Below are 12,776 nucleotides of genomic sequence, written 5' to 3'. Positions count from 1 at the left end.
CTCGATGCTGAATAAGACCTACCCCGACCTGTCGCTGCAATGTGGCGATTGCCCGATCCGTCACCGGGCGGTCTGCGCGCGCTGCGACAGCGACGAGCTCAGCCTGCTCGAGGACATCAAGTACTATCGCAGCTACGAGGCCGGCCAGACCATCGTCTGGTCCGGCGACAGGATGGAATTCGTGGGTTCTGTGGTCACCGGCATCGCCACGCTGACCCAGACCATGGAAGATGGCCGCACCCAGATGGTAGGCCTCTTGCTGCCCAGCGATTTCGTCGGCCGCCCGGGGCGCGAAACTGCCGCCTACAACGTCATGGCAACCACCGACCTGGTGATGTGCTGTTTCCGCAAGAAACCGTTCGAAGAGCTGATGACCCGCACGCCGCATATTGCCCACCGGCTGCTCGAGATGACGCTCGACGAGCTCGACGCCGCGCGCGAATGGATGCTGGTGCTGGGCCGCAAGACCGCGCGCGAGAAGATCGCCTCGCTGCTGTCGATCATCGGCCGGCGCGACGCTTCCCTGCGGCTGGCCGGCACCACCAGCGGCATGAGCTTCGAGCTGCCCCTGACCCGAGAAGCGATGGCCGATTACCTCGGTCTGACGCTCGAGACGGTAAGCCGGCAGATGTCCTCGCTCAAGCGCGACGGGGTGATCGAGCTGTCCGGCAAGCGTCAGGTCAAGGTGCCCGATTTCGAGCGGCTGCTCGAAGAGGCCGGCGAAGACAGCGACGGCGGGCTGGTGGCCTGACCCCGGCCGCCTGAAAATAATTCAGAAGGGCGCTTGACCTTCCCGTGACTGGAAGCCCTATCTGAGGGGCATGACACAGCACAGCCCCCGGACCTTCACGGTCGAGATCGACAACATGAACTGCGGCTCCTGCGCCGCCCGCATCGACACCGCGCTCTCGGGCGTGCCGGGGCTTGACGCGATCAGCGTCAACCTGGCCGACCAGAGCGCCCGCGCCGATGCCAAGACGCCAGAGGCCGTCGCGGCGGCCCTGGCAGCCTTGGACAAGGCCGGCTACGGCCCGCGCGGCCACAAGGTCAGGCTCGAGATCGAGGGCATGTCCTGCGCCTCCTGCGTGGCCGGCGTGGAACGCGCGCTGGCCAGCGTGCCCGGCGTCACCGCCGCCCGCGTCAACCTGGCCGATCAGAGCGCTCAGGTCGAAACCCGCCTGCGCGACCCCCAGGCGCTGATCGAGGCGGTGCGCAGCACCGGCAAGGACGCCCGACTGCGCACCGGCGGCACCGAGGACCAGGACGACCACAAGGCACGCGAGGCCGAGGCGCAGCGCAAGCGGCTGTGGCTGGCGGGCGGGCTGACCCTGCCGGTCTTCGTGCTGGAAATGGGTGGCCACCTCAACCCGCCGCTGCATCACGCGATCAACGCCAGCATCGGCCAGACCGCCAGCTGGAGCCTGCAATTCCTGCTGACCGCGCTGGTGCTGGCCCTGCCCGGACGCGAGATCATGCTGGCAGGCTACCGCGGGTTGATCCGCCGCGCGCCCGACATGAATGCGCTGGTGGCACTCGGCGTCACGGCAGCCTTCCTCTATTCCTCGCTGGCGCTCTTTGTGCCCTCGGCCCTGCCGGCCGAGGCCCGTGCGGTCTATTTCGAAGCGGCGGCGGTGATCGTCACCCTGATCCTGCTCGGCCGCATGCTCGAGGCCCGCGCCCGCGGCCGCACCGGCGCGGCGATCCGCCGGCTGATGACCCTGGCGCCGGATACCGCGCTGGTCGAGCGCGATGGCGGGGTCATCGAAGTCCTTTTGTCGGAGATCACCCGCGGCACCCGCGTGCATGTCCGCCCCGGCGGGCGGATCGCGGTGGATGGCCGCGTGGTCTCCGGCCAGTCCTTCGTCGACGAGAGCATGGTCACGGGCGAGCCTGTACCGGTGTCCAAGTCCAAGGGCGACGATGTGGTCGGCGGCACGGTCAACGGCACCGGTGCGCTGGTGTTCCGCGCCACGGCGGTGGGCGGCGACACCGTGCTGGCGCAGATCATCGGCATGGTCGAAGCGGCGCAGTCCGCGCGCTTGCCGGTGCAGGATCTGGTGAACACCGTGACCCGCTGGTTCGTGCCGGTGGTCATGGTGGTGGCAGCGCTGACGGCGCTGGCCTGGCTGGTCTTCGGCCCCTCGCCCGCCTATGCGCTGGTCGCCGGGGTCTCGGTGCTGATCATCGCCTGCCCCTGCGCCATGGGGCTGGCCACGCCGACCTCGATCATGGTGGGCACCGGCCGCGCCGCCGAGATGGGCGTGCTGTTCCGCAAGGGCGACGCGCTGCAGAGCCTGCACTCGGTGCGCACCGTGGCCTTTGACAAGACCGGAACGCTGACCCGCGGCCAGCCCGAGCTGACCGATATCGTCACCACGGGCGACGAGGATGCCTTGCTGCGGCTGGCGGCCGCCGCCGAGGCGCAATCCGAGCATCCGCTGGGCCGTGCCGTGGTCGCGGCAGCGCAGGCGCGCGGTCTCGACCTGCCAGAGGCCGAGGGCTTTGGCACCGAGACCGGCAAGGGGTTGACCGCCACGGTCGAGGGCCAGGCCCTGCGCATCGGCTCGGCCAGCTACCTGCGCGGCGAAGGCGTTGACATCAGCGCGCTGGAGTCCGGGGCGCAGGCGCTGTCCGAGGCCGGCAAGACCGCGATCTACCTCGCCGTCGATGGCCGGGCCGAGGCGGTGCTGGCGATTTCGGACCCGATCAAGGAGGGCACGCCGGAGGCTCTGGCCAGGCTGCACGAGATGGGGCTGAAGGTGGCGATGATCACCGGCGACGCCGAACCCACCGCCCGCGCCATCGCGCGTGAGCTGGGCATCGACGTGGTCAAGGCAGGCGTGTTGCCCGACGGCAAGGTGGCGGCGCTCACCGAGCTCGAAGGCCCGGTGGCCTTTGTCGGCGACGGCATCAACGATGCCCCGGCGCTGGCCCATGCCGAGGTGGGCATTGCGATCGGATCGGGCACCGACGTGGCGATCGAGGCGGCGGACGTGGTGCTGATGTCGGGCGATCTGCGCACCGTGTCGGATGCGCTCGACATCTCGCGGCTGACCCTGCGCAACATCCGCCAGAACCTGGCCTGGGCCTTCGGCTACAACGTGCTGCTGATCCCGGTCGCCGCTGGTGCGCTGGCGATCTTTGGCGGGCCGATGCTCTCGCCGCCGCTGGCCGCAGGCGCCATGGCGCTGTCGAGCCTCTTCGTGCTGTCGAACGCTTTGCGGCTGCGCTGGGCCGGGCGGCGCCGGCCGGCAGCGCCCGCAAATTCCACCAAGACACCCGCGCAAAAGGAGGCATTGGCATGAATATCGGAGAAGTAGCGAATCGGGCCGAACTGCCAGCCAAGACGATCCGTTATTACGAAGACATCGGCCTGGTGACACCACTGCGCGACACCAATGGCTACCGGGCCTTTCGCGAAAGCGACGTGCACAAGCTGGTTTTTCTTGGCCGTGCGCGGGGCCTCGGGTTCTCGATCGAGGATTGCCGGGCGCTCTTGGCGCTCTGGGCCGATACCGACCGCGCCTCGGCCGATGTGCGCCGCATCGCGCGCGAGCATCTGACCGAGATCGACCGCAAGATCGAGGACCTCACCCGGATGCGAGAGACCCTGTCTGACCTGGTCAAGACCTGCGCCGGCGACGACCGTCCCGACTGTCCGATCCTGGCGCAGCTCTCGGCCGAGGACGAGGCGCCGGCCGAGGTCCGGAAATCGCGCGCAGGGCCCGCTTGACATACCCGAGTGTTTCAGTCAACTTACCGGCAACACCCAGCCATCCCGGAGCGGGACAGCCCGGTTTTTCCTGAAACACTCGGAGAAGCACATGCCGTATGATACCCGCTCACCCGCCTGCCACGGCGCAGCCCACCCGCAAGGGGAGGCCGCAAGATGAACGCCTTCACCCGCCCCGCCGATCTGCGGCAGGCCAGCGTGCCGCCGGTCACCGAAAGCGGCGGTCCGCTCTATGACGCCCGCCTGCTGGTGGGCGATCAGGCCACCGCCCGCATCGTGCTTGACGGCAAGGTCTATACCCTGCGGATCACCAAGGCCGGCAAGCTGATCCTGACGAAATGACCCTCGCCAGCCCTTGACGTGTCAGCCCGCGTGGCCTTTGCTGCGCGGCAAATGGGGGGGCGGAAGATGGCACGGCGCAACATCACCGATCTCGGGATCGCACCGGACGGCAAGATTTTTCAGAGCATCAGGATCGGTGCCGGCGGGCTGACCGCGCGCATCCTGACTTTCGGCGCGGCGCTGCAGGAATTGCGGCTGGGCGGCCATGCGGCGCCGGTGGTGCTGGGTTATGCCGAGCCCGAGGCCTATTTCGACAACCCCGGCTATCTGGGCGCGATCGTCGGCCGGGTTGCCAACCGCATCGCCGACGGGCGCTTCGTTCTGGACGGCAAGACCCACCAGATCGACCGCAACGAGAACGGCGTCCAGAGCCTGCATGGCGGGCGCGCCGGTACCTCGGCGCGCAGCTGGCAGGTGCTCGAGGCCGGCGACGACCACGTGACCCTCGGGCTGACGCTGAAAGACGGCGACATGGGCTTTCCCGGTCATATCGACCTCCGCTGCCGCTACAGCACCCGCGGCTCGACCCTGACGATCCTGCTGACCGGGCGCAGCGAGGCGCTGACCTACTGCAATCTGGCGAGCCATGCCTATTACAACCTGACCGGCGCGCCCGACATCTCGGACCACAAGCTCTGCGTCAATGCCGAGACCTATCTGCCGGTGGACGACCGCCAGATCCCCACAGGCTCCCCTGCCCCGGTGGCCGACACGCCGTTCGATTTCCGCCGGGCGAGGCCGGTCGCCGACCCGGTCGATCACAACTTCTGCCGCGCGCCATCCCGCACCGCTCTGGCGCCCGCCGCCACGCTCGAGGCCGGCGGCCTGCGGATGACGCTGGAGACCACGGAACCGGGGCTGCAGGTCTATGACGGGGCCTTTCTCGGCGCGTCAAAGACCAAGGGACTGCGCGGTGATCCCTATGGCCCGCATGCCGGTATCGCGCTGGAACCGCAGGCCTGGCCCGATGCGCCGAACCAGAGCTGGGCGGCGCAGGCGCTGCTGCGCCCCGGCGAGCCCTGGCGGAGCGAGACCCGGCTGGCCTTTACCCGCGCAGAGTGAGCCTCGCGGCGCAAAAACCCTTCGGAGCCTGAGCCTGCCGGTGCTATCGTCGCAGCATGCGACCCACAGGCCCGGAGGTGCCCCATGCCGCGCAATACCCTTCTTGTCGGAACCACCAAGGGCGCCTTCCTGCTGGACGGCGCCGAGGACCGCGAAAGCTGGTCGCTCTCGGGCCCCTACTGCCACGGCTGGCCGATCAACCACATGGTCGCCGATCCCGACAGCGGCGTGATCTGGGCCGCCGGTGGCAACGAATGGTTCGGCGCCGGTGTCTGGCGTTCGTCCGATCACGGCGCCAGTTGGCAGCTGAGCAAGCTGGCCGATGGCCAGCTCGACGAGTGGCTGCGCAACGACCCCGAGACCGCCAGGCTGTTCGGCATGGAGCCCAGCCCGCCGGCGCCCTTTTCCGGCGAGATCGAGGCGCTCTGGTCGATCCGGCCGAACGGCGACAGGCTCTACGCCGGGGCCAAGCCCGCGACGCTCTTTGCCAGCGAGGATGGCGGCGAAAGCTGGGAGAAGCTGCCGGCGCTCAACGATCATCCCTCTGCCGAAGGGTGGGAACCCGGCGCCGCCGGGCTGACGCTGCACACCATCCTCACCGATCCCGAGGACACGTCCAAGCTCTGGCTCGGCATCTCTGCCGCCGGGGTCTTTGCCAGCGAGGATGGCGGCGCAAGCTGGGAGCGGCGCAACCGGCGCAGCAACCTCGACGGGCCGGCCCCGCAGTCCGATCACCCGGCCGCCGGCAGCGGCGACGAGACCGGGCTCTGCGTGCACAACATGGTGCGCGCCTCCGAGGGCGGCGACCTGCTCTATCAGCAGAACCACCACGGCGTCTTCCGCTCCGAGGATGGCGGGCGCAGCTGGCACGAGGTCAGCGAAGGGCTGCCGTCGAAGTTCGGCTTTCCCATCGCCGTGCATCCGCGCGACGGCCGGATGATCTGGGTGCTGCCGCTCAACGGTGACAGCCAGGGCCGCTACCCGCCCGACGCCTCGGCGGCGGTGTGGAAATCCACCGACGGCGGCGAGAGCTGGCAGAAGAAACAGGCCGGGCTGCCGGACAGCAACTGCTTCTTCACCGTGCTGCGCCAGTCGATGACCACCGACAGCGCCACCCCGGCGGGGGTCTATTTCGGCACCAACTCCGGCTCGGTCTTTGCCAGCCGCGACGAAGGCGAAAGCTGGGACGAGATCGCCCGCCACCTGCCCACGGTGCTCTGTGTCGAACGGCTGGAGCGCGGCTAACACGGCGCTGCCCCGCCCGGCCGACCGGAGCAGGTCGCAGAGAGCGCCGGCAGTGCGGTGAAGGCTGCAAAACCGGCGGGCAGGCCAGGGCGCGCGGGGCGACCCCCGTCACGGCAATTTTCCACCCGCCGGCCGGCCCCGCCCTGAAACCTGCTTGCACGCGCCGCCGAGCGCCCTATGACAGGGACGTGAGCTGCCGCGAAGGACATATGCAATGAACATGCTTGAAACCTTCATCAAGCCGATGCACCCCGAGGGCAGGAAATTCGTGGCAATCTTTGCCGCGGTGACCGTCGTGCTGTTCCTCGTGTCGGACATCCTCGGATGGATCGGTGTCGGGTTGACCGTCTGGTGTTACTACTTTTTCCGCGATCCCGAGCGTGTGACACCGGCCAGGCCGGGGCTTGTCGTCAGTCCCGCCGACGGTGTCGTGTCGCTGATCGAGCCTGCCGTGCCGCCCGCCGAGCTGGGCATGGCCGATGTGCCGCTGACCCGGGTCAGCGTTTTCATGAACGTCTTCAACTGCCACGTGAACCGCAGCCCGGTCGCCGGCGAGATTGCCGCCGTGTCCTATCGCCCCGGCAAGTTCTTCAACGCCTCGCTCGACAAGGCCAGCGTCGACAACGAACGCAACAGCCTCTGCCTGCGCATGGCCGACGGCCGCGAAGTGGCCGTGGTGCAGATCGCCGGCCTCGTGGCGCGGCGCATCGTCTGTTTCGTCAAGCCCGGTGCGCAGCTGCAGGCCGGCGAACGCTTCGGCCTGATCCGCTTCGGCTCGCGGCTCGATGTCTACCTGCCCGAGGGCGTGGAACCGATGGTCGACATCGGCCAGACCATGGTTGCCGGCGAAACCGTGATTGCCGAGCTGACCGCGCGCCAGCCCGCTCCGACCCCGCAGGACACGAATGCCTGAACGCAGCGACAAGCCCAACACCTCGTTCGAGCTGATCCAGCTGATCCCCAACATGCTGACCGTTGCGGCGATCTGCGCCGGGGTGTCGGCGATCCGCTTCGGGGTCGAGGGCAACTACGTGCTGGCGGTGCAGCTGATCGTGGCGGCCTGCGTTCTCGACGGCCTCGACGGCAAGATCGCCCGCCTGCTGAGCAGTGACAGCCGCATGGGTGCGGAGCTGGACTCGCTGGCGGATTTCGTCAATTTCGGCGTCGCCGCGCCCTTGGTGATCTATTTCTGGGCGCTGCAGGACATGCGCGGCTTTGCCTGGATTTCGGTGCTGATCTACACGGTCTGCTGCGTCTTGCGGCTGGCGCGGTTCAACGTCGAGAACAAGCCCACCATCGATGCGCCCCCGGTGGCGGCCAAGGACCATTTCGTCGGCGTCCCCTCACCGGCCGGCGCGCTGCTGGTGCTCTTGCCGATGTCGGCGTCCTTTGCCTTTGCCAATGCGCCGCTGGTGCCCGACATCGTGATCTGCATTCACATGGTCCTGGTCGGCCTCGCGATGATCAGCCGCATTCCGACCGGGTCTTTCAAACGGGTCCGCATCTCGCGCGGCAACGTGAAGTTCTTTCTGCTGGGGTTTGCCATCATCGGCGGTGCCGGGATGGCCTTTCCCTGGATCACCCTGGTGGCCGTCTGCCTGGCCTATATCGCCATGGTGATCTGGTGGTTCATTTTGGATACACGTGGTAATTTTAGAAAGCGGTAATTCGTGGAAATCGAAGCTGTTCAATCCTCCTATGCCCGCTGGGCGCCGGTCTATGACAGAACCTTCGGCGTGGTGACAACCGCCGGCCGACGCCGGGCCGTTGGCTTCATGAACGGCCTCGAGGGCCGCGTGCTCGAGGTCGGTGTCGGCACCGGTCTGTCGTTGCAGCACTACAAGTCCGAGCTGCAGGTCACCGGCATCGATTTCAGCCACGACATGCTGGCCAAGGCACGCAAGCGCGTGACCGAGCTGAACCTGTCCCAGGTCGCCGCGCTGCGCCAGATGGACGCCCGGATGCTGGATTTCCCGGACAACAGCTTTGACACGGTCGCCGCGATGCATGTGCTGTCGGTGGTGCCCGAGCCCGAGCGGGTGATGTCGGAAATCGCCCGGGTGCTGAAGCCCGGCGGGCGGGTGGTGATTACCAACCACTTCGTGCGCAAGGAGGGCGTCCTGGCCTTCATCGAGCGCATCTCTGCGCCCTTCGCCAACGTGCTCGGCTGGCACTCGGATTTCGAGCTTGAGACGGTTTTGAAGGAACCGTCGCTGGAGATCGAGGACATCCAGCCACTGCCGCCCTTCGGGATGATGACCTTTCTGGTGCTGAGGAAGAAGGCTTAGGCGGGGGGCGGTGCCCCCCCCCCGTCGGTGGTGGCCGTTGCCCAGGCGATCTGCATGTCTGCAGGCTTTGACCTGCCGCTAGCCGAAACAGTTTCCTAGCGGATCACCTTCGGGATGATCTTCATCTCGACCGGGACGCCCTTTGAATAGATCGTTTCGTCCAGCGTCTCGAGCCCCATGAAGCTCTCTGCGAGGAGGTATGCCGTGGTCGTGCCGCAGACCTGGCGGTTGGCATTGTAGCAGTTGAAGTTGATCTCGACGTCGCTGTCGATGCGGCCGCCGCCCGGCGCGGTGATCTCTCCCAGAATGCTGATACGGTATTCCCCGTCGTCCGGGTCTTCACCGACGGTCACCATCAGCCCGCCGATTTCAATGCCTGCGGCTTCCTCCAGCATTTCGAGCCGTTGGACGCAGTCGGTGATTTCCTTGAATGGCATTTGTTTTCCTTTGATCGTCGCTGGAGGCCTGCCGTCGGGTTTGTCGGAGCCCTCGGCACCTCAGGCCGAGACCGGAGCCCTGAGTTCGGGGATCACGCCCTCGACCTCTGGGTACTTTGCCGCCTGTACCGCGGCCCAGGTCGCCGGTCGCTTGGCGACTTCCGAGAACTGCGCCCCTGCCCCGACCTTCGTGAAGACCTTGTTGACCACGCAGGCCCAATCCCAGAGCAGCCGCGACAACGGGCCGGAGGTGTCCTGCCGCTGCCAGACCTGCATCAGGTCCAGCCGGTCGCCGAGCCTGTCTGCGACGATGGCAATCGTATAGGCGGCGATGTTCACGTAGCCCTGCTTGAAGATCGCCTTGGCGTCCTTGGTCTTGATCTGCTTTTCGATGGCCTTGAACAGGATGACCTTGGCGATCATCTCCTTGTACCAGCCGACGTCGAGCGTCGCCGGAACGATCTCCGGCGTCTCGTCCAGAGCGGACATGAAGGCGGCAAAGTTCTTCTCTCCGCCCAGAGCCACCTGCGCCGGCAGGCCGCGCCAACTTTCGTGGTATTTCGCGATGTCGTTCTTGGTCAGCTTGCGCCGCGTGGGTATCTGCAGTTGCAGCCGCTTCTTCTGTGCCGGCGTGCGGCCTTCCCGCAGCATCGCCACCGCATAGGCGCCTGCTGCACGTTCGTAGAACCAGCGACCGGTCCCGTCCGGGCACCATGTGTCGTTCGCCAGCTTTTCCAGCTGGATATGGAACGGCCGGTTGGCCGACAGATCCGATGTCTTGACGGCGGTCTGGCTGTTGGCGAACTGCGAGATCCGCGAGATCAACGTCTCGCGCCCCTCGTCCTTGCCGTCCCGCAGGATCACGATCTTGGCCGGGATCATCACCCGCGAGAGATCGAGCGCCTTGTTGTCACGGCTGGCAAAATAGATCGACGATGTGGTCTGGCCACCGTTGACGATCTGCAGGCCCTTCAGAAGGGAAATCCCGACCTGGCCATCCTGCGCCCGGCTCAGCTCGGCCTGATCGCAGACCATGACCAAACCGTTGTTGTAGGCCAGGAAATGGCCAGGCTCCTGCTGAAGCGACTTGGCGATGCCGGCGTTCACCTTCTTGCGAGTCCCGAGGAAGGAGCGGACGTTGGCTTCGAGCAGTGTGGTGTTGTAGCGCTCGTAGAGCGCCCGCAGGACTTCTCCGGGGATCGCGGTCAGGGCATAGTCGTAGTCTGCCTCGGGGTCGGCCACATGCACGCAGGGCAAGGGGCGTCCGATGGCCTGTTCGAAGCTGATCGCGATCTCGTCCCGCGGCTTTCCGGTGGTGTGGCGGAACAGGCGCTCCATGTCCATCGCCTCGACCTGGATGAGCCGTCCCTCGACCTCGCGCGGGGTGAAGTGCTTGGATTTGGTCTGACCGTCGGTCAGAACGATGACGCGCAGTTGGTCCAGATCGCTCCAGCGCAGTTCCAGCGTCTGGACAAGCTCCATCACCGGGCTGGTGGGATCGAGCCGCCCGGACAGTTTGCCGGTACCGGCATTGGCGGCGAACTGCACCGCGGCCCTGGCTACTGCGGCGACATCCGAGTCCCGCAACTGGGTGAGGTGATCGGTGCCCAGATAGTGGGTGAGAAACAGATCGATCCGGGTATCGTCGGCCGAGATGCCGTATCCCGAGATCCGCAGCTTCGCGTTGCGGATCGTCCCCTCGAAGTGACAGACCTCGGGGGATTCCGAGATGCCCGCGGCACTGACGTCGTCCATGACAAGCTCGGCAAACACCAGTTCCTCGAGCGGAAAGGCCTCATCGGGGTTGCTGGCTCTCTCGGCCATCACGCCCTGAACGTGGTTGCGGAATTCGGAATGAAACTCAGACAGGTTCATCGGCGGTCTCCCCCAGATGCTGAAACATGGCGTCCATGGATATCGGCTCGTCATCGAGGCCTTCGATGTCGAGGTCGTATTGCGCATTGCGGATCTGCCCGGGCAGTGTCGCACGCCTCAGGCAGGGAAAGCTGTCGGTGACCGGAAAGCACAGCATGTCGCCGGCCAGAAGCTTGCGGGTATAGCGGTCGGCATGTTCGTCGAGGTACCGCGACAGCAGAAGCAGCGCGTCGAACTGCTTGCGGACACCGGAGCCTTCCATCGTTTCCCGCAGCCGGTTGACGCATTGGGTCAGGGTCTCGCCGGCCTCGTTCTCGGTGAACCGCATGGCGCAGAGGAACATCGGCCAGCGCTCGGAATCCAGCTGATCGATGGAGTTGATCCGCGCGATGAACCCCTGAGCCTTGGCGGTGCTCTTCACCTCGATGGCGCCGCTGTCGACGTGAAAGTCCTGCGCGGCCTTCAGCGGCCCCTGCCAGCTGTCCAGTGCCACCAGCGCCGAGCCGGCGTGGCCGATCAGCGCTTCGAGCATGACCAACTCGCCCATCAGCCCGGCCTGCCCCTCGGTCGACAGCGGTTTTCTGCGTTGATTGGCCATGAACTCCTGCCATTCGCGGACGCGCACGAAAAAGGCGTCCAGCGTGGCGCGGGGGGTGAAACCACCGAGGTGTTCGAGATGGCGCAGGACGTTCACCGCCATCAGCGAAAACAATTCGTGCGAGCCGTCAAGCAGACGCACCAGAGCGATGGCTTCCCGGCCCTGATCACCGTCCCGCGCCGGCAGGCGCTTGACGTCGAACCCGCCGCCCCCCGGCAGGCGATCGGCCGGCTTGATCGTCCCCTTGACCTGCTCCCCGCGAAATCCCTCACCGTAATGTAGAGTCTGCGCCAACTTGATGTGCTACCCAACGCGCCCTCGGCCGTTGTCAGAGTTTCCGCCCTTCAATCAAATGCACGGGCTGGTGTCGTGCGCTGATTTCATCAGGTCCGCCGGGACCTTGTGCCCGATGGCACTGTGCGGTCGTTCTTCATTGTAGTCTCTACGCCAAGCCTCCAACTTTTCGGCCGCATCTTCAAGGTTCATGAACCAGTGAGCGTTCAGGCATTCCGCCCGAAACCTGCCGTTGAAGGCCTCGATGAAGGCGTTGTCGGTCGGCTTGCCGGGCCGCGAGAAATCGAGTGTAACGCCGCACTGATAGGCCCAGAGGTCCATGTCGCGGGAGATGAACTCGCTGCCCTGGTCGACCCGGATCGTGGTCGGATAGCCGGTCCGCCGGCAGACGCGATCAAGGGTCGCGACGACGTCTTCGCCGCGGTAGCTGAACCGTGGATCGAGCACTGGCACGAAGCGCGAGAAGGTATCGACAACTGTCAAAACACGGATCTTCCGGCCCGTTGCCAGTTGGTCGTGCACGAAGTCCATCGCCCAGACATCGTTCGGTCCGACGGCTTCTGCTCGGTCTTCCCGAAGCTTCGCCTTCACCCGCCGCTTCGGCGTTTTGTTCCTGAGCTGCATGCCCAACTCCTTGTAAATGCGGTAAGTCTTCTTCGCATTGATCTCCCAGCCCTCGCGCTTCAGCAGCACATGCACACGCCGGTATCCGAACCGGATGCGGGTCTGGCAAATCTCCCTGATCCGCTGTTCCAGCGCGGCCTGTCCGGGTCGACGAGACTTGTAGCGGTAGGTTCTGGGATCGAACCGGATCACCGCACAGGCCCGGCGGATCGACACCTGCCAATCCGCCCGCATCTCGTCGACCAGCGTCCTCTTCCGGGCAGGGCTGAAAGCTTTCG

The 12,776-nt window shown here is 66.2% G+C and carries 13 protein-coding genes; 9 read left to right on the top strand and 4 right to left on the bottom strand.

All coding sequences use genetic code 11. From position 1 onward, the window contains the following. Positions 1–4 precede the first annotated feature (4 nt). The 9 genes from fnrL (at position 5) to ACN0SE_RS06500 (ending at position 8,670) form a co-directional block, all read left to right on the top strand. Positions 5–751: a transcriptional regulator FnrL gene (fnrL, locus tag ACN0SE_RS06540; RefSeq protein ID WP_417523701.1), complete on the top strand. Its 747-nt coding sequence runs from the start codon at positions 5–7 to the stop codon at positions 749–751. A 70-nt stretch (positions 752–821) separates the two neighbouring features. Continuing rightward, positions 822–3,305, top strand: coding sequence for a heavy metal translocating P-type ATPase (locus tag ACN0SE_RS06535; RefSeq protein WP_417523700.1), 2,484 nt, complete (start codon positions 822–824; stop codon positions 3,303–3,305). Then, a complete protein-coding gene (gene cueR / locus ACN0SE_RS06530; protein ID WP_417523699.1) occupies positions 3,302–3,733 on the top strand; it encodes a Cu(I)-responsive transcriptional regulator in 432 nt (143 codons plus the stop codon). The genes ACN0SE_RS06535 and cueR overlap by 4 nt, the downstream gene beginning before the upstream one ends. A gap of 156 nt (positions 3,734–3,889) precedes the next feature. Further along, positions 3,890–4,075 (top strand): hemin uptake protein HemP, encoded by a 186-nt coding sequence (gene hemP, locus ACN0SE_RS06525; protein WP_417523698.1) that lies wholly within the window; start codon positions 3,890–3,892, stop codon positions 4,073–4,075. A 66-nt stretch (positions 4,076–4,141) separates the two neighbouring features. Further along, the gene (locus ACN0SE_RS06520; protein ID WP_417523697.1) at positions 4,142–5,137 is read left to right on the top strand and encodes an aldose epimerase family protein; all 996 of its coding nucleotides are present in this window, start codon (positions 4,142–4,144) and stop codon (positions 5,135–5,137) included. A gap of 84 nt (positions 5,138–5,221) precedes the next feature. After that, the gene (locus ACN0SE_RS06515) at positions 5,222–6,382 is read left to right on the top strand and encodes a WD40/YVTN/BNR-like repeat-containing protein (RefSeq protein ID WP_417523696.1); all 1,161 of its coding nucleotides are present in this window, start codon (positions 5,222–5,224) and stop codon (positions 6,380–6,382) included. A gap of 214 nt (positions 6,383–6,596) precedes the next feature. Then, positions 6,597–7,295: a phosphatidylserine decarboxylase gene (locus ACN0SE_RS06510; RefSeq protein WP_417523695.1), complete on the top strand. Its 699-nt coding sequence runs from the start codon at positions 6,597–6,599 to the stop codon at positions 7,293–7,295. Next, positions 7,288–8,049, top strand: a complete 762-nt coding sequence (locus ACN0SE_RS06505; RefSeq protein ID WP_417523694.1) for a CDP-alcohol phosphatidyltransferase family protein — start codon at positions 7,288–7,290, stop codon at positions 8,047–8,049. The genes ACN0SE_RS06510 and ACN0SE_RS06505 overlap by 8 nt, the downstream gene beginning before the upstream one ends. A 3-nt stretch (positions 8,050–8,052) precedes the next feature. Continuing rightward, positions 8,053–8,670, top strand: coding sequence for a class I SAM-dependent methyltransferase (locus ACN0SE_RS06500; RefSeq protein WP_417523693.1), 618 nt, complete (start codon positions 8,053–8,055; stop codon positions 8,668–8,670). Between the two features lie 95 nt (positions 8,671–8,765). Here the strand turns inward: ACN0SE_RS06500 and ACN0SE_RS06495 are convergent, their stop codons facing one another. The 4 genes from ACN0SE_RS06495 to ACN0SE_RS06480 form a co-directional block, all read right to left on the bottom strand. Continuing rightward, complete coding sequence (locus ACN0SE_RS06495) at positions 8,766–9,107, bottom strand: hypothetical protein (RefSeq protein ID WP_417523692.1); 342 nt, start codon at positions 9,105–9,107, stop codon at positions 8,766–8,768. 60 nt (positions 9,108–9,167) lie between these two features. Beyond that, positions 9,168–10,982, bottom strand: a complete 1,815-nt coding sequence (locus ACN0SE_RS06490; RefSeq protein ID WP_417523691.1) for an AIPR family protein — start codon at positions 10,980–10,982, stop codon at positions 9,168–9,170. Beyond that, positions 10,969–11,874 (bottom strand): PD-(D/E)XK motif protein, encoded by a 906-nt coding sequence (locus tag ACN0SE_RS06485; RefSeq protein ID WP_417523690.1) that lies wholly within the window; start codon positions 11,872–11,874, stop codon positions 10,969–10,971. The genes ACN0SE_RS06490 and ACN0SE_RS06485 overlap by 14 nt, the downstream gene beginning before the upstream one ends. Positions 11,875–11,928: 54 nt before the next feature. Continuing rightward, positions 11,929–12,776: IS3 family transposase (locus ACN0SE_RS06480; protein WP_417523689.1), on the bottom strand; the 848-nt coding region annotated here is incomplete at its 5' end.

This window comes from Marinovum sp. (assembly GCF_048263515.1).
In the GTDB taxonomy this organism is placed as follows: domain Bacteria; phylum Pseudomonadota; class Alphaproteobacteria; order Rhodobacterales; family Rhodobacteraceae; genus Marinovum.
The sequence above is the reverse complement of the archived record's forward strand: the minus strand, read 5'-3'. Positions and strand labels throughout refer to the sequence as shown.

Bases quoted from the DNA above. Each gene is read 5' to 3' on its own strand.
- fnrL (WP_417523701.1), top strand. From the start codon at position 5: ATGCTGAATAAGACCTACCCCGACCTGTCGCTGCAATGTGGCGATTGC.
- ACN0SE_RS06535 (WP_417523700.1), top strand. From the start codon at position 822: ATGACACAGCACAGCCCCCGGACCTTCACGGTCGAGATCGACAACATG.
- cueR (WP_417523699.1), top strand. From the start codon at position 3,302: ATGAATATCGGAGAAGTAGCGAATCGGGCCGAACTGCCAGCCAAGACG.
- hemP (WP_417523698.1), top strand. From the start codon at position 3,890: ATGAACGCCTTCACCCGCCCCGCCGATCTGCGGCAGGCCAGCGTGCCG.
- ACN0SE_RS06520 (WP_417523697.1), top strand. From the start codon at position 4,142: ATGGCACGGCGCAACATCACCGATCTCGGGATCGCACCGGACGGCAAG.
- ACN0SE_RS06515 (WP_417523696.1), top strand. From the start codon at position 5,222: ATGCCGCGCAATACCCTTCTTGTCGGAACCACCAAGGGCGCCTTCCTG.
- ACN0SE_RS06510 (WP_417523695.1), top strand. From the start codon at position 6,597: ATGAACATGCTTGAAACCTTCATCAAGCCGATGCACCCCGAGGGCAGG.
- ACN0SE_RS06505 (WP_417523694.1), top strand. From the start codon at position 7,288: ATGCCTGAACGCAGCGACAAGCCCAACACCTCGTTCGAGCTGATCCAG.
- ACN0SE_RS06495 (WP_417523692.1), bottom strand. From the start codon at position 9,107: ATGCCATTCAAGGAAATCACCGACTGCGTCCAACGGCTCGAAATGCTG.
- ACN0SE_RS06490 (WP_417523691.1), bottom strand. From the start codon at position 10,982: ATGAACCTGTCTGAGTTTCATTCCGAATTCCGCAACCACGTTCAGGGC.